Source organism: bacterium, from assembly GCA_037131655.1.
Lineage (GTDB): Bacteria > Armatimonadota > Fimbriimonadia > Fimbriimonadales > JBAXQP01 > JBAXQP01.
This window is the reverse complement of record JBAXQP010000021.1, coordinates 1-15910: the sequence shown is the minus strand read 5'-3', so window position 1 is coordinate 15910 and position 15910 is coordinate 1. Positions and strand designations below refer to the sequence as shown.

Annotated in this window: 14 protein-coding genes and 1 tRNA gene; 4 read left to right on the top strand and 11 right to left on the bottom strand. The window is 45.7% G+C overall.

The features are described from left to right. On the bottom strand, positions 1–299 hold a 299-nt coding region (locus WCO51_01980), incomplete at its 3' end, for a TIM barrel protein (protein MEI6512027.1). A gap of 126 nt (positions 300–425) precedes the next feature. Here WCO51_01980 and prfA point away from each other — a divergent pair. Next, positions 426–1508: a peptide chain release factor 1 gene (gene prfA, locus WCO51_01975; GenBank protein ID MEI6512026.1), complete on the top strand. Its 1083-nt coding sequence runs from the start codon at positions 426–428 to the stop codon at positions 1506–1508. A gap of 94 nt (positions 1509–1602) precedes the next feature. Next, positions 1603–1956, top strand: coding sequence for a hypothetical protein (locus WCO51_01970; protein ID MEI6512025.1), 354 nt, complete (start codon positions 1603–1605; stop codon positions 1954–1956). Positions 1957–2197: 241 nt separating this feature from the next. Here the strand turns inward: WCO51_01970 and WCO51_01965 are convergent, their stop codons facing one another. After that, positions 2198–2719: an adenine phosphoribosyltransferase gene (locus WCO51_01965; GenBank protein MEI6512024.1), complete on the bottom strand. Its 522-nt coding sequence runs from the start codon at positions 2717–2719 to the stop codon at positions 2198–2200. A gap of 357 nt (positions 2720–3076) precedes the next feature. Here WCO51_01965 and WCO51_01960 point away from each other — a divergent pair, with 357 nt between their 5' ends. Further along, positions 3077–4180 (top strand): CofH family radical SAM protein, encoded by a 1104-nt coding sequence (locus WCO51_01960; GenBank protein ID MEI6512023.1) that lies wholly within the window; start codon positions 3077–3079, stop codon positions 4178–4180. Between the two features lie 137 nt (positions 4181–4317). Here WCO51_01960 and dnaB read toward each other — a convergent pair whose 3' ends face one another. The 6 genes from dnaB to cimA form a co-directional block, all read right to left on the bottom strand. Then, positions 4318–5691, bottom strand: a complete 1374-nt coding sequence (dnaB, locus tag WCO51_01955; protein ID MEI6512022.1) for a replicative DNA helicase — start codon at positions 5689–5691, stop codon at positions 4318–4320. Between the two features lie 121 nt (positions 5692–5812). Continuing rightward, positions 5813–6268, bottom strand: a complete 456-nt coding sequence (gene rplI / locus WCO51_01950; GenBank protein MEI6512021.1) for a 50S ribosomal protein L9 — start codon at positions 6266–6268, stop codon at positions 5813–5815. A gap of 370 nt (positions 6269–6638) precedes the next feature. After that, on the bottom strand, positions 6639–8549 hold the full coding sequence (locus WCO51_01945) for a GNAT family N-acetyltransferase (protein MEI6512020.1): 1911 nt from the start codon (positions 8547–8549) through the stop codon (positions 6639–6641). Between the two features lie 57 nt (positions 8550–8606). Then, positions 8607–9995, bottom strand: coding sequence for a PIG-L family deacetylase (locus WCO51_01940; GenBank protein MEI6512019.1), 1389 nt, complete (start codon positions 9993–9995; stop codon positions 8607–8609). A gap of 131 nt (positions 9996–10126) precedes the next feature. Next, positions 10127–10215: transfer RNA gene (locus WCO51_01935), tRNA-Ser, on the bottom strand. Positions 10216–10283: 68 nt separating this feature from the next. After that, positions 10284–11873 carry a citramalate synthase gene (cimA, locus tag WCO51_01930; protein ID MEI6512018.1) on the bottom strand — a complete coding sequence of 530 codons (1590 nt, stop codon included), beginning with the start codon at positions 11871–11873 and terminating at the stop codon, positions 10284–10286. 217 nt (positions 11874–12090) lie between these two features. Between cimA and WCO51_01925 the strand changes: the two genes are divergently transcribed. Beyond that, positions 12091–12840, top strand: a complete 750-nt coding sequence (locus WCO51_01925) for a hypothetical protein (protein ID MEI6512017.1) — start codon at positions 12091–12093, stop codon at positions 12838–12840. A gap of 120 nt (positions 12841–12960) precedes the next feature. Here WCO51_01925 and WCO51_01920 read toward each other — a convergent pair whose 3' ends face one another. The 3 genes from WCO51_01920 to WCO51_01910 all read right to left on the bottom strand — a co-directional run. Continuing rightward, positions 12961–13467 carry a hypothetical protein gene (locus WCO51_01920; GenBank protein ID MEI6512016.1) on the bottom strand — a complete coding sequence of 169 codons (507 nt, stop codon included), beginning with the start codon at positions 13465–13467 and terminating at the stop codon, positions 12961–12963. A 130-nt stretch (positions 13468–13597) separates the two neighbouring features. After that, positions 13598–14875 (bottom strand): sigma-70 family RNA polymerase sigma factor, encoded by a 1278-nt coding sequence (locus WCO51_01915; GenBank protein MEI6512015.1) that lies wholly within the window; start codon positions 14873–14875, stop codon positions 13598–13600. A gap of 146 nt (positions 14876–15021) precedes the next feature. Then, on the bottom strand, positions 15022–15910 hold an 889-nt coding region (locus tag WCO51_01910; protein MEI6512014.1), incomplete at its 5' end, for a type II secretion system F family protein.

Below are 15910 nucleotides of genomic sequence, written 5' to 3'. Positions count from 1 at the left end.
TCACCAAGCTCTATATGCTTAAGTAAGCCCTGAACCCCCTTAGCTCTGGTACTTTCCTCATTAGCCGTCATCGGATAGGGTCCAAGGGCAGTGCATAAAAGCGAAGAAATTTCGACACCAGCATCCTCCGCCTGCTTTCTAATGCGCTGCGCATCGAGCGACGTCGATTTCAGACTGATCTCGCCTTCATCAGCGGTATTAAGCTCAATCGAATCGAACCCTGCTTTCTTAACAGCATTGAATGTTCGCGGCAGATCCCATTCGCTCGGTATAGCCCAACGATTCACTCCGATTTTCATCTATCACCTCATAACATAGCTTTCGTACAAAACAACTATAGATTATGCACTCTTGGTACAACTAATTCCAGTCCGGAATGAGATGCCCTCCGGTGAATGTGCTCCTTTGAGGTATGATTAAACCCTATGGCATGGCTAGATAAATTACAAGATATTGAAAGACGATACGTCGAGGTTGAAAAGGAATGGACAACTGCGACTGATCCGGGCGAAATGAAGCGATTGGGTAAGCTTTACTCCGATTTACAGCCAATTGTGGAGTTTTATCGCAAGTATGTGCGCGATCATGAGGAACTCGAAGCGGCGGAATTGCTTCGTGAGGACCCGGAAATGTATGAAATGGCGCAGGATGAGATAAATCGCCTCCGTGAGGAAATCGAGCAGTTGGAACGCGATTTGAATGTGATGCTTCTCCCGAAGGACCCGAACGATGACAAGAACGTTATTGTTGAGGTTCGCGCTGGAACAGGCGGGGAAGAGGCAGGCCTTTTTGCGGCTGAATTGTTCCGAATGTATTCCCGTTATGCTGAGCGCCGCGGCTGGAAATATGAAGTAATTAACTTTGAAGAAACCGGAATTGGCGGCGCGAAAGAAGTCATCTTTACCATCGAAGGCCAGGGTGCATATAGTCAACTCAAACATGAATCAGGCGCTCACCGAGTGCAAAGAGTGCCCGCAACCGAGAGTGGTGGCCGAATTCACACTTCTGCCGCAACCGTAGCGGTGCTTCCCGAGGTGGAAGATATCGAAATCAATATCAAAGCGGAAGATTTGGAAATTGACACTTACATCTCATCCAGCGCTGGCGGTCAGCACATGCAGAAGAACGAGACCGCTGTTAGGATTGTGCATAAACCATCTGGCTTGGTTGTTGCGTGTCAAGACGAACGTTCTCAAGCTCAAAATCGTGAAAAGGCTATGCGCGTTTTGAAAGCTCGTATTTATGAAATGGAAATTATGGCTCAAAAAGAAGAGCGGGATGCCAATCGCAAAAATCAGGTTGGCTCCGGAGACAGAAGCGATAAAATTCGTACCTATAATTTCCCGCAAAGCCGGGTGACAGATCACCGCATCGGCTTAACAGTGCATAATCTGCCTGCTGTGTTGGATGGGGATATACAAACTTTCTTCGATGCCCTAATAGCTGACGAACAAACCAGGCTATTAGAGGCCTCGAGTGAGGAAGATTTTATGGTGGGGAAAAGCTAACCGCTAGACCTCATATGCTAGAATAAGATTTGGATTTGAAGCGTCTTTATAATGAGACGATAAGTTGGACAAGAGTAAGGTTGAAGAATAAAAGATGTCGGATATAGAAACAGGGTCTGAATTGCGAGTAGCTGAAGAAAAGAAAAAGGCGGAACCTACGATCACTTCACAGCGGAGTGTGGGTGGTATGTTGCTTGGTGTTTTAGTATTTCTAGGTGGTTTAGCAATTCTCGCTTTCGTTTTTTATATGGCATATCGCCTTTACGGAACCCCTTTATCCACCCTTCTTAACGCGAGTGATCAGACAGTAACACGTCTTCAGCGTCTTCTCGATGTCGGAGTAACGGTTATCATCCGCATACTCTTCCTTGTCTTAATGACCATTATCGGCTCCATCATTACCAATCGCGGCATCCAAATGTACGCCAGCTCAAGAACCCATCATTAAGGCTAAAGGCATACCCTACCAGTGTCATTGCAAGGGATGATTGTGTCAAAACAAACAACTTTTTAGTTATTTCAAACAATAACTGTCCTTCGATATGGCCCAGAGGCCTACTCAGGGATGCAGATTTTAGAATGATAAAGAGAAAGACTCCGGAGACCTCTTTAAGCCCCCCTTTCCAAGAGGGGCATATTCTTGAATTCTGACACTAAAACCTAAATCCTAATATTTCCCCTTACTACGTCTAATATTCAATCAACGAAAAGGACTCGTATCCAAGGAGGTTCTTGCGGCCTTGGAGGAAGGAAAGTTCTATTAAGAATACAAAACCGACGACTATTCCACCTAATTTCTCAACCATACGAGCAGCCGCTGCTGCCGTTCCGCCCGTTGCTAGTAAATCATCAACAATGACTACGCGCTGCCCTGGTTTGATAGCATCGACGTGCATTTCAACCGTGTTGGTCCCGTATTCAAGGGCATATTCTTCGGTGATCCGATCGGCCGGCAGTTTACCAAGCTTTCTAACCGGCACAAACCCAACTTCGAGTTCGAGAGCTATTGGCATTCCAAGTACGAACCCCCGTGACTCAATGCCAACGACCAAATCAGGTTTCTTTCGCCGTGAATAATCTGCCATAAGGTCGATGACCTGTTTGGAGGCTTTTGGGTCGAGCAATACCGGAGTGATGTCCTTGAACATAATTCCAGGTTTAGGGAAATCCGGCACATCGCGGATTAAAGCTTCTGCAAGAACGTCTGACATTTAACGGCCTCCTTCGATAGATCGCATTATTTTTCCGTGTCAAATCTATTATAAGCATTTGAAGCACATATGACAAGAGATATTTAACAATGTGGGAGAAGTGATAGCTCGAAGCAAAAATATTTAAGGGCAAGCCGATGCTTGCCCTATGTAAACGGGACGAGCCGGCTCATCCCGAAAGATGTAAACAAGACGTGCCGGCCATTCTCTATTTATTTAATACCACGAAATTCTTAATTTATCTCCAGAAATTATTGACTAAAATAGGCTAAACAGCTAATAATACCAGTTTCTAGTATTATTACCAGTATTTTCGATCGATTACCACAAGGACAAACGGCTGGTATACTCAAAGGTATGATTGTAGCTGAGCGTGTTGTCGGAACGGAATTGATGGATATTTATGAGAAGGTGCTGAGCGAAAAGCGTTTGACCTTTGATGATGGCATTCGGCTATATCAGTCTCGCAATCTAGCTGGGGTGGGCTATCTGGCGAATATAGCCAAAGAGCGCTTGTATGGCGATAAGGCTTACTATGTCCGCAACCAGCATATCAATTACACGAATATCTGTAACAAAGCCTGTCGATTTTGCTCTTTTTACGCTAAAAAAGGCGGGCCGGATCCCTATACTTTAAGCTTGGATGAGGTCAGATCGCGCCTTCTTCAGCATAAGGATGTGCCGATTACTGAAGTCCATATAGTCGGCGGCATTGACCCGCGTTTGCCCTACAACTACTATCTCGATTTGCTGCGTACGGTCAAAGAAGTTCGGCCTGGAGTACATATAAAGGCTTTCACTCCCGTTGAGTTAATCGAAATAGCCCGAGTTGCCGGTAAGTCACTTGAGGCGACACTTCAGGACTTAATCGAAGCTGGTCTAGAAAGCTTACCTGGTGGTGGCGTAGAGGTGATGAGTGATCGGGTGCGAGATGCGCTTTTCGATCGCAAGCTTGATAGTAGAGAGTGGAAAGCAGTTGCGCGCATAGTGGCTAAAGCTGGTTTGCCACAGTACGCGACCATGCTTTATGGTCATATCGAGACCATCGAAGAGCGAGTTGATCATCTACTCCAGCTTCGCGCGCTTCAAGATGAAACCAAACACTTTCTTGCCTTCACCCCATTATGCTTCCATCCGGAGGGAACAGAGTTGTCCGATCTGCCTCATCCAACTGGCGAGGATGACCTTCGAAATATAGCCCTGTCACGTTTGATGCTGGATAACTTCCCCCACATCAAGTCGTTCTGGGTGATGAATACTCCCGCAGTAACACAGGTTGCCCTTTGGTACGGCGCTGATGATGTTGATGGTACCGTTCATGAGTACGAGGTCGTCTATGCCGACGACAACCCTGGTATGAAAACCCAAGTCTTAACCCGAACCGCTTTGGTCGAGATGATAATTGAAACAGGGCGTGTGCCTGTGGAGAGGGATAGTCTCTATCGGGAGGTTGATAGCTAATCCCCACCCGCATCGGTGCTTAGGGGCTAGGGGGATGTAATGCGAAATCTGTGAGAATAAATACCCGGAAGACCCCTTTGTATTCCCCCCTTGGAAAGGGGGAATACCCGAACTAGCTTCGTGCTTCGCCCCCTCTTTTAATCAGACGCAAGATTGCGGAATCGGGCGTAGTCGGGTTGGAAGGCTAGTTTTATGGTTCCTACTGGGCCGTTTCGTTGTTTGGAAATGATGATTTCGGCTTCTTCTGTCCTAATTCCCCCTGGGGTTTCACTTGGGGTCGGATCATCGTCGCCGGCATCCCTTCGTTTATAATATTCTTCGCGATAAATGAACATAACGATGTCAGCTTCAGCTTCAATTGAACCTGATTCACGAAGGTCGCTTAACATTGGGCGTTTATTGTCGCGATGTTCGACTGCGCGGCTTAACTGAGATAAAGCAAGAACAGGCACGCGGAGTTCTTTGGCAAGCGCTTTTAATGACCTGGCAATTTCAGAGATTTCTTGGGTTCGGTTTTCCGTTCGGCGACTGCCTCGCATTAACTGGAGATAGTCAACGACGATTAAATCAAGACCGGCTTCCGCTTTTAAACGACGGCATTTTGCCCTCATCTCTAAAGATGAAATATCAGCAGCATCATCAATCCAAATCTTTGCCTTATGCAACTTTTCACATGCGGCGCTAAGCCTTTGCCAATCATCATCCTTAAGAGAACCTGTTCGAAGCTTGGTGCCCCCAATATTAGCTTCCGCTGACAGCATGCGTTGAACGAGCTGTTCCTTAGACATTTCTAAGCTGAATAAAGCGACGGTCTTTTCTTCTCGTAGGGCTGCATGTTGAGCCATGCTGAGGCAGAGGCTGGTTTTACCCATTGACGGTCGAGCCGCAAGAATAATCAAATCGGAAGGTTGCAAGCCTGAAGTCATTCTGTCCAGTTGTTCGAACCCACTCGGCAGACCTATGACAGGTTTGCCTGCAAGATAAAGCTGTTCGAGCTTGTCGATCATTTCGCTGACTAGCGGCTTGATGGGCGTAAAATACGAGCCCATGCGCCGTTGTCCAACATCAAAAACACACTGTTCGGCCTTGCCAAGAATGTCATTGATGCCCTCTTCTTCGTTTTCGGACATTTGGACAATACGGTGGGCGGCGCTTTGGAGGCGGCGAAGGATGGCTTTCTCTTCAACGATGCTGGCGTAATATTCGGCATTTGCTGCTGAAGGAACGCTTTCCATGAGTTGAGCGAGGTAATCAACGCCACCGATTGTGCTAAGCAGGTCTCGGCGGATTAATTCTTCTTTGACCGTAACCATATCGACGGCTTCATCTCGCTCATGCAAAGATACGATTGCATCATAAACATGGCGATGGATCTCTCGGTAGAAATCGTCCGCGTTTAATGTTTCGGCAACCTTGTCGATTGCCACACGATCAATAAGCATGGAGCCCAGCGTGCACATTTCGGCATCTAAGCTCTGAGGCGGCACCTTATCAAGAGGCGGTCGCATCATATCCCTCTTTTCATTAACCAATAATTAAGATAATTAGCTCCCCGTCGGAGATGAACGATTGCACAATTTATTCCAACGGGGAGCAAAAGAGAACTCTAATATCAATGCAAGCTGTGCCGTTTTATTCGGCTAAGCTCTCGACAACCACTTTCAGTTTGGTATCGACATCCTGATGGAAGTGAATCGATACTTCGTGCTCGCCGGTTGTTTTGATAGGATCGGGAAGTGCAATCCGTCGTTTGTCAACATCGAGCTTATACTGCTGCTTAATCGCATCTGCAATATCATTGGCAGTGATTGTGCCAAAAAGTTTGGTCGAATTCTTACCAGTCTTTGCTTTGACGGTAATCGATTGACCTTCAAGCTTTCCTGCCATTTCTGCTGCGTTAGCTTTAATCGTTTCCGCTTTTCGCTCTAATACTGATAGTCTTTTTAATAGAGACTTCATGTTGCTTGCATCGGCTACTTTTGCCAGACTGCGTGGAAGCAGATAGTTGCGTGCATAACCGTCTGCGACAGTGATGACATCGCCATCTTTGCCCAGTTTGGGCACGTTGTGCGTTAATATTACTTTCATATCTATTGTCCTCCTACCGGACCATGTTAACCCCGATGATCGGATCATTCCGATCGAACAGGCTGTCGATGCCCAACCTCGCGTCCCAATTCGTTACTATTAGCATACGAGCCAGAAGGTTGAACTGAAATCATTGGGATCAAAAAGGTCTGCAATGATTAAAAATCGTTAGACGGGAGATATTCTACCCTAATCACTGCCTTGCCCGCACATATCCCATACCTGAGTTTAAGATGCTTAGGCTGATAGTCAACATATGGGAGGAATATTTGGCCTGATTCGGTCTCATCTTAAACTCCCGCCATCAAAGGCTATATGTCTTTGAGCCTAATTGCCTGAGTAAATTTCAAATGATATGTAAACTGTTCCCTTACTCCGCTCCGTGTTTGTTTGATTCGGGAGGGACTTGGCGTTTCTTTTCAAAGCTCATTTTCAATAAGTATTGATCGCCTTCTAGGCGGCTGCTGATTTCGTAACCGCTTTCCATGAAGATGTGGAGCATTCGGTGATTATCCCATTGAACATAGGCGTCAAAACCGGTGATCCGCATTTGGCGAGCGGTTTCGATAAGGCGTGCGAATAAGATGGAACCTACCCCGCGATCTTGCCAATCGTCACGAACGGTAAACGCTACTTCGGCGAAATTGTTGGAAGGATTTCTGTAGAAGCGGCCAACACCGACAATTTCTTCCTTACCTAGTTCACCTACCGTTGCGCTAAGTGCCATACGGTCTTTGTAGTCGACGTCAATCATGTCTTTCATCGCTCGATGAGGCATAGCCTTCATTTGAGCGTGGAAACGGCGATAAACGGTTTCTTTTGATAGTTTGTAGAAGAAAGCTTTCATCAAAGGTTCATCAGTGCCTCGCACCGGTCGTACAGTAACTTCAATGCCATCTTCAAGTATATCCTTAGTGATAAACTCATTCGGATAACGAGTCACCAACGGAGCTTCTGGTTGGTCTTGGTAGATAAAATGAAGCTCTTTCGCTTGGTCTAAAAGCTCTTCGCGGAATTGAGGATGGGCAATGTTGATAAGCGATAAAGCTCGTTCGCGGATTGATTTGCCGTGAAGATAGGCAATGCCGAATTCAGTGACAACATAATGAACGTCACCACGAGTCGTTACAACTCCCGCGCCCGGACTAAGAGAGGCGACGATACGTGATTTAGCACCGTTTTTAGCAGTGGAGGGAAGGGCAATAACAGGCTTTCCACCGCGGCTTCGAGCAGAGCCACGAATAAAGTCAACTTGACCACCAATACCACTGTAGAAATAGGTGCCGATCGAATCTGCGCATACCTGTCCAGTGAGATCTACTTCAATCGCGCTGTTAATCGCGACCATCTTGTCATTCTGAGCGATAATGAACGGGTCGTTAGTGTATTCAGTGGGGTGGAATTCGAAGAACGGATTATTATCGATTGAAGCATAAAGCTCAGGGCTGCCCATCGCAAATGAGGCGATAACTTTATATGGATGGAGCGTCTTCTTGCGGCAGGTGACAATCCCGTTCTCGATGACCTTTAAAAGTCCGTCGGAGAACATTTCCGTATGGACTCCCAGGTCTTCTTTTCCGTCAAGAAAATGCAAGATTGCATCAGGGATTGTGCCAATCCCCATTTGTATAGTAGAACCATCTTCGATAAGGTCAGCAATATTCTTGCCGATATTCATCGCAATCTCATCTGCTTTTTCCTGGACAACAGATAAAATAGGATGATTACTCTCGACAAATCGGTCGATCTCGTTAATATGAATGAAGCTGTTTCCAAGGGTGCGAGGCATTTGGGGGTTTACTTCCGCGACAACAAAACGAGCGCTTTCAGCCGCTGCCTTTACGATATCTACAGAGACACCATAGGAGCAATAACCGTGTTCATCAGGCGGCGATACTTGGATTAACGCTGTATCTATCGGAAGCTGACCGGAACGTAAAAGGGCAGGGATTTCGGACAAAAAGACCGGAGTATAATCGGCTGTGCCACGTGCAACGGCTTTCCTTAAATTCGCCCCAATGAAGAATACATTTGAACGAAATCGGTCGACAAATTTCTCTTCAGTGCTTGGGGTAACGCCAAGGCGGAGAATGTGAAGTATTTCATTATCCTCGAGAGTATCTCCGCGAAGAGTTAATGCCTCTACCAGTGCTAGCGGTTCTGCGCAATTTGAACCGATAAATATGCGCTGACCTGGTCGGATTTCACGAATTGCCTGCTCAGGGGTTGTAAGCTTTTTTTGATACTGCTCGACGAACCTAGGGTTCATTGACTTTGCCACGATAATGTCCTCCTGCATCGAGTCTACCAGAGCATCTCACAAGCCTGCAAAGTAAGATTAGTTATTAAGCTTGACGAAGCAGGTGGCGGTTCGGTCGGCGGGAACACCCATGTATTTGGTTTCTGCATAAATCGCGACATGAGCGGGATTCCCGATGAGATCGAGAGGAATGGCGAAAACCCAACTCTTTCCCTTTGCCTTTGATTCGACCTCTGTTGGTTGTGTTTTTTTCCAAGAGCCAGCTGTTACAGTAAGCGCTTCACTCTGTCTGAAATCACTGCTAAATCCTCGAAGGTTTAGGCGATATTGGATGTGATATTTAATTCGACTATTGGTATCGAGACGGACATAGAGCATATTATCCTTACGTGTCAAATAGACCGCTCTCAGGTCGACTGCTGGGTCCATATGGCGTAATAAGTCATCATCCACTGGATCGAGCATAAGGGGTAATACTCCACCCCAATCGCTTAGTTGCTTGATGTCGATCGACCTATTGATCACGGCTTGTTCGGGCATTTGCGTATTGAATAGCTCGTTTTCACGGATAAAACTCGTCATGAATCGACCCAACATCGGCATTTGGGATTCGTATTTATTCAGAGCTTGTTCTTTGGCTTTCTCATCACTATAGCTAAGATATAAAATGCTGGTTGTCCCGTCGGCTTGGTGGAAGCTATTGGGAGGAAGTAATTCTTCGCTAGGATGCAAGCCTTGCGGCAGAGGCCAATCGCCACGGTGGATAAGATAAGTATGGATTACGGTTTGCAAAAAATCCTTATTGCCTTCAGTTTGAAGTCGAATTAATGCGGCGTTGACAAAGGCTGCTGCTGCTGCATGGTCCGGATGATCATCCATCGGGTGGGAAACATAAATGTCCGTTGGTTTTACCTCGCGAATTAGCGCGACAAGATCATCCAGAAGACACTTGCCTCGGTAACTTACTATATTCCGATAGGGATTCTCGTCCGGTGATTGTTCTAAGCCAGTGGAGGATGAGCGATAGGGCATAAACCAGAAACTGTTCCACATTGGTGATAAACCACGGTCTGGATAATCCAAAAATCGTATCTGTTGCTCAGGCACACCCAGGAGCGCCATTGCTGCAACTGATTCTTGCTGGCGTTTTTGTGCTAAAGCGAGGTAATCGGCTGAGGATAGCCTAACAGAACGACTTTCCCAAGCAGCAGACCTTCGGAAACTATCCCCATTAGTAATAATCGCTACATAAACCACTGAATTCGCATTCACAGAACGTTTAATTAAACCACCGCAACCGAGAGTCTCATCATCACAATGAGGGGCAATCACTAAAATACGGGATTTAGCAGTAGGGGCTTTAGATTCAGGAAGAACGCTTTGCCATGCATGTGCTTTGGTATGCACTTTGAAATAAAACACGGCGGCAACCGAGCTGAAATAGACGATTGTCAGGATAAATAACATCCAAAACAGGCGTTTTATTTGCTTCTTTCGTTTAGACTGCGTCCTCGTATTAAGCATATTATTGTTTGTCGAAGACTGCTAGTTTAACTGCAAGATAACTAACGAAGAAATAGTAGTTCCGTTAGTAAGAGCGGAGCGACTGGGATTCGAACCCAGGACCCGAGTTCCCCCGGGTACACGATTTCCAGTCGTGCTCCTTCGACCACTCGGACATCGCTCCATTACTGCTCAACATTATAACCTCTCAAAGACACTCTGTCAAGCTGGGAGAAAAGCAAGGAAGGCTTTTTACTGGTTTGGACGATACTTCGATATACGCAAAAGCCCGCATTCAACTGCTTCTGTAAGAGCATGCCAGCTCGCTTCTATAAGGTTCGTGCTTACCCCAACACAGTTCCAACTGGATTGGCCGTCGTCTAGCTCGATTATCGTTCGAACCTTAGCTGCGGTACCTTCTCTTAGGTTCACAACGCGGACACGGAAGTCAGTCAAACGAATATTTTCTAACTCTGGGAAGAAAGGGATGAGCGCTTTTCTTAATGCGCTATCAAGCGCGTGGATAGGGCCGTCACCTTCTGCCACACAGTGAATTTCTTCTCCATCCACCGCTAGCTTTAACGTCGCTTCGGTAATAGGTTCAGAAAAGTCTTCTCTGCGCTCGACAATAATTCGAAAACTTCTTACTTCAAAGAGCTTTTGATAGGTTCCAAGCGCTTTTTGCACCAAAATTTCGAATGAACCTTCTGCGCCTTCGAATGAATAGCCTTCATTTTCAAGAGACGCTACCTGCTTGATAAGTCGGCGAGTGCTAGGTGATTCTTTGGTTAAATCGAAGTTCATCTCATGGGCTTTATCAACGATAGCAGAGCCGCCTGATAGTTCACTGATCAATATTCGTCTTTTGTTTCCGACTTGTTCCGGTCTGATATGTTCGTAGGTGTGAGAATATTTTGCCACCGCATCTGCATGAACTCCGCCTTTATGAGCAAAGGCGCTGCGTCCAACATAGGCTTGTCGTGTAAAGGGGGTTACATTGGCTAATTCATCGATATAGTTTGATAGCGCTGTGAGGTGTTTTAGCGAATTTGGTAAGAGGCAATCATAGCCTTGCTTGAGGGCGAGAGCAGGGATAACAGAGGTTAAGTTTGCATTGCCGCACCGTTCGCCAAAGCCATTGATAGTTCCCTGGATATGGGTGCAACCGTCCTGGACTGCGACAATTGCATTCGCAACTCCGCACTCGGCATCGTTGTGAGAATGAATTCCCAGTTTAATATTCGGAAATTCTTGCCGAACCACTCTAACTATTTGGGTGATTATATGAGGCAGGGAGCCGCCATTCGTATCGCATAAGACAACAACATCCGCTCCTGCGTTTATTGCAGCGGCAAGAGTTTTCTTTGCATACTCAGGATTGGCAGCAAAGCCATCGAAAAAATGCTCTGCATCATAAATTACTTCATCAGCATGCTGTTTGAGATAAGCAACGGACTCGGCAATCATCCTGATATTCTCTTCCAGCTCGACCTGAAGAGCGCGAATGACGTGCATATCCCAGGATTTTCCAAAGATTGTAAGGGTGGGTGTTCCGCAATTTATCAAGCCGTTTAAATTTGGGTCGTCTTTAGGCTCCACATTTGCGCGGCATGTGCTGCCGAACGCGGTCAGACGAGAATGAGAAAGCTTGACGTTCCGCATAACCTCGAAGAATTCCGTATCCTTTGGGTTAGAGAACGGCCAGCCGCCTTCGATATAGTCCATTCCGAACTCATCGAGCTTACGAGCGATCTTAACTTTGTCTTCGATAGTGTAGCTAATCTCTTCGCTCTGCGCGCCATCCCTTAATGTTGTGTCGTAGAAAACAATTCTTTCTTTCATTTTCATATGTTTGGGAATTATAACATATTCATTTGCTATGAGTTACCAAGTTTTCTTTCATTAATTACATCGGAAGCTAACAATTGGATAAGTATAAGTACCTGATTTGCTGTATTTGAATCACAAAAGCGTTCGCTGGCAAGGAAATTGCTGCTTATTGCATGTGCGAATCGTTTGTGATGCTCTCAATTGAGCAAAAGTAAAAGGAGAACGCAATATGTTTGTGAGAAATAAAATTCTCTTTGTTTGCGTTGTTGTAATCTGTTTGAGCCAAATCAGTTTTGCAGCGATGTCGGCAGTTCCGCCCCATTCGTTCATTACGAAGCAGGTGAAATCTGTTAGCGATTTCGTCAATCATGTCAAAACGACACCGATTGTTATGAAACGTTATCAGAATTATTATCACCTATCGAGAAATGAAATACTGGGTTATTTGTCAACGCTGCATCAGACCACTTTGCGTCAGGGTGGCGAGTATCTCGTCTACTACTCGCAAAAAGACGGCACAGTTAGAACTTGCAGAATATATTTGCCTGCAGGCACCCCCGTTTTTGCGGAAATGACTGGCGAACCGGTTCTTAAAATGCATTGCGGCAATCCCCTTGGTATAAGGGTTATTCTCCCACCGACCTTCGAAGGACCCAAAGTCATTGTGCCGGAATCGGAGATAGCTCCCCAACTTGTTATGCAGGAAGCGCCGGTCGTTTCGGCAGATAATCTGATCCTGGCCGAACCCTCTCAGATACTTGAAGATGCGGCAGCTATCCCGTTTATTGAAGGTCCTGCATCAGTTATTCCGATATTGGAGCGTAGCAGAAATTTACTTGGGTTACTACCGCTACTTGCCGTTGGTGGGCTTGGAGGTCACGATGATCCTGTGCCGGAACCTTCAACAATCAGCATGATCGCTTTGCCAATTGCGCTAATCGGTATAAGACGGTTAAAGCGAAAACACAATAAGTCTTAGTTCTATATTATTACGTCTTTGAGTCTGACGGTTAAATACGCGGAAGGACAGGATTACACCTGTCCTTCCGGGGATGCAGCATTGCTGCATCAGAATAGAAGTCGAACTAAATAATAGTGGTTATTTACCACTGAAGTAGTTTTTCAGGTTGTCAGTGGTTACCCACCACTGAGCTTTTCTCCAATCTAACGTTAAAATAATGTCGTCTTTGTTTGTTTTTCCGCCTTTCGCTGGCGCCCACTCGACACGAACCGGAACCTGAACCGATTCACCACTAGCTTCAGTCGGCGTTACCTTAAATGACTTAATAATAATTTGTTTCCCAGAAACAAGGGAAATACAGTTCTTGTATATATCTGCTGGGGTGGACTGAAGCTCAAGAGATTTGGCTTCTTGGTCATTCATGTTTACCCATTTCCCTAACTTTTCGATGTCATTCGTCTGAATTGCCGTCATGATCATCGTCGCAGCGTGAATAGGAGTGCGGGAAATTTGAATGTTATTCCAAATAATCCATCCTCCATAGAGCGCTCCTAGAATAAGAATAGGAATAAAAATGTATTCGATTGGAAATCGTTTGTTTTCGTTAACGTAATAATTCCGAATTCGTGGTGCGTTATCCGGCATATCAGCAAACTCCTTTGGTCAAATAATAATAATCATATTTTGGCACATAACATCATACATCATATAATTAGGCATAAAAAAAAGGAGCGCCCTATTAAGGCGCCCTTTTATTTTTATGGAATAGTAGGCTTTATGCTGCTTGAGCTTCATCCTCATCTATGTCAAGATGTTTGCGTGCCTCTTTAATCATCTTCTTAGCTGTATTTACCTCAGGTGAGAAAACGACTGAAACCACGGTCACTGACACTGGCATAGATGCCATACCGAAGAGAGATTTACACCAATCGTCAAGCAGCGATCTCATGCGATTTTCGATCGCACCGGTGGAAACGCCAAGGTTGGGAAGAATAATTCCGAATTCACAATCACCGCCTCTGGCCAACACATCAGCACGTCTTATTCCTTTTTTTATAACTCCTGCGGCTTGTGAAAGGAATTCGCTTACGGTCATTTCACCATAAAAAGCACGCAGGCGCTCAAGGCCTTTTAGACGTATCAATATAAGAGAACAATTTGAGTTGTTGCGTCCGGCTCGCTGGAGCTCCTCTTGCAGGCGCATTCTGAGGTAGGCCGCAGAATAGACTCCCGTTTGCTCATCAACAACCTCAGTGTCGTTGTGTGCCGGTCCCTGGATGCGCTGTTGAAGTTGTTTATCCTTCAAATCTTCTGTTGCCAGCACTCGTCGAAGTTTCTGAACGGAATGTCTTAATATGTGAGACACATAGTTGCATGAGATACTTAATTTGAAAGCGATTTCAGTCTGGTTAAGGCTTTCATAGAAGAAAAGCCTGATAGCTTTTTGCTCGATTTCTTTTAACTGTTGGATTGCATTGTCGAGCACCAGCTTATCTTCCGTCGGCAATTGGAATGATGTGCTCTCAGTTTCGAGCTTTTCTGTATCGAAAGTTTGTTCGCTATCATCATCTGAGTTACCTGCATCTAATGAACCAACGCGGAAGACCTCACGAGATGTGAGCACTTCAATAACGTTGCTTTCATTCATTTCGAGGGCAGTGGCAATTTCAGCGGTAGACGGCTGTCTTTCCAGATCCTGATACAAGGTTTGAGAAACCCGATTGATTTTCTGATTCAACTCTTGCAGCCAGGCTGGTTCTTTGATGATTTTGCCTTTGTCTCGAAGGAAATGTTTTATCTGACCAGCGACCAGATAAGTCGCATAAGTAGTAAATTTAACGCCTTTAGTGGGGTCGTAGACCTCCAAAGCATTGAGGAGACCAATAAACCCTTCTTGTGTTAAATCGTCGACAGGTTCCGAGGCATTTGCGAATCGCCGTGCGATTCTTTCAACCATTGGGGCATGTTGAGCGACAATGGCATCTCTAAGATCAGGCGATCGTTTCGAGACGTAAATCGCCACCATTTCTTCAGTATTTTCGAATCTAAGCATATAGGCACCGTTCCATCTTTGCCAGGATAATGGCAGCATCCATGCCACCAATTAAAGGTTACGATTGCGGGATATCCCGCTTTTTATGTTTGGGGGGTATAACCCCCCAAACTATTTTTTTATACCGAACTAAATACCTGAGGCGTTTAGTTCACAGAGCTTACGAGTTTGAATAGCGGCATCATTACTGCCAGAGCGATAAAGCCAACCATTCCGCCCATGAACATGATGAGCAAAGGCTCGATCATCGAGGTTAGCCCCTTGACTGCGGCATCGACTTCCTGCTCATAAAAGTCAGCAACCTTTACGAGCATATCACTCAGACGGCCTGATTCTTCGCCCACATCAATCATATGTGTAACCATTGATGGGAACAATCCGCTTTCTGCAAGTGGAGTACTGAGCTTCGATCCCTCGCGAAGGCTATTTCGTGTTTGGTCAATAGCCAATGAGATGACAGCGTTTCCCGAAGTCTCACCAACGATTTCAAGTGAGCGCATCGTAGGCACACCGCTGGCTATCAAAGTTCCAAAGGTTCGCGAGAAGCGAGCTACAGAAAGTTTCAGAGTAAGGTCACCCATAATGGGCAACTTGAGTTTAACCATATCGAACTGGTAGTGACCGGCAGGTGTCTTTATATAGAATTTAAACCCTATAAATAGCCCTATGGCGGCAATTATTACCAGCCACCAAATTTTAGCGAATACATCGCCTATGCTGAAGAGGGTAGAGGTTATCGCCGGCATTTCTACATCCATGCCCGCGAAAATTTCCTTAAATTTGGGCAGGACGAATGCAAAGATAGCAAATAACATACTAGTAGAAAAGAATAAAACTAGGACTGGGTACATCATCGCTGACTTGATCTTGGTCTTGATTTCCATTTCTTTTTCGAGGAATTGGGACAAGCGATCAAGAATTTTATCGAGGATGCCTCCTAATTCGGCAGCGCGGATCATGTTGACATAAAGCTTCGAAAAGACATTCGGGTGCTTTCCAAGAGCTTCGAATAAGCTTAAACCACTTTTGACATCA

What these genes read in the sequence shown, in the direction of transcription:
- prfA (MEI6512026.1), top strand. Translation starts at nt 426, where the DNA reads ATGGCATGGCTAGATAAATTACAAGATATTGAAAGACGATACGTCGAG.
- WCO51_01970 (MEI6512025.1), top strand. Translation starts at nt 1,603, where the DNA reads ATGTCGGATATAGAAACAGGGTCTGAATTGCGAGTAGCTGAAGAAAAG.
- WCO51_01965 (MEI6512024.1), bottom strand. Translation starts at nt 2,719, where the DNA reads ATGTCAGACGTTCTTGCAGAAGCTTTAATCCGCGATGTGCCGGATTTC.
- WCO51_01960 (MEI6512023.1), top strand. Translation starts at nt 3,077, where the DNA reads ATGATTGTAGCTGAGCGTGTTGTCGGAACGGAATTGATGGATATTTAT.
- dnaB (MEI6512022.1), bottom strand. Translation starts at nt 5,691, where the DNA reads ATGATGCGACCGCCTCTTGATAAGGTGCCGCCTCAGAGCTTAGATGCC.
- rplI (MEI6512021.1), bottom strand. Translation starts at nt 6,268, where the DNA reads ATGAAAGTAATATTAACGCACAACGTGCCCAAACTGGGCAAAGATGGC.
- WCO51_01940 (MEI6512019.1), bottom strand. Translation starts at nt 9,995, where the DNA reads ATGTTATTTATCCTGACAATCGTCTATTTCAGCTCGGTTGCCGCCGTG.
- cimA (MEI6512018.1), bottom strand. Translation starts at nt 11,873, where the DNA reads ATGAAAGAAAGAATTGTTTTCTACGACACAACATTAAGGGATGGCGCG.
- WCO51_01925 (MEI6512017.1), top strand. Translation starts at nt 12,091, where the DNA reads ATGTTTGTGAGAAATAAAATTCTCTTTGTTTGCGTTGTTGTAATCTGT.
- WCO51_01920 (MEI6512016.1), bottom strand. Translation starts at nt 13,467, where the DNA reads ATGCCGGATAACGCACCACGAATTCGGAATTATTACGTTAACGAAAAC.
- WCO51_01915 (MEI6512015.1), bottom strand. Translation starts at nt 14,875, where the DNA reads ATGCTTAGATTCGAAAATACTGAAGAAATGGTGGCGATTTACGTCTCG.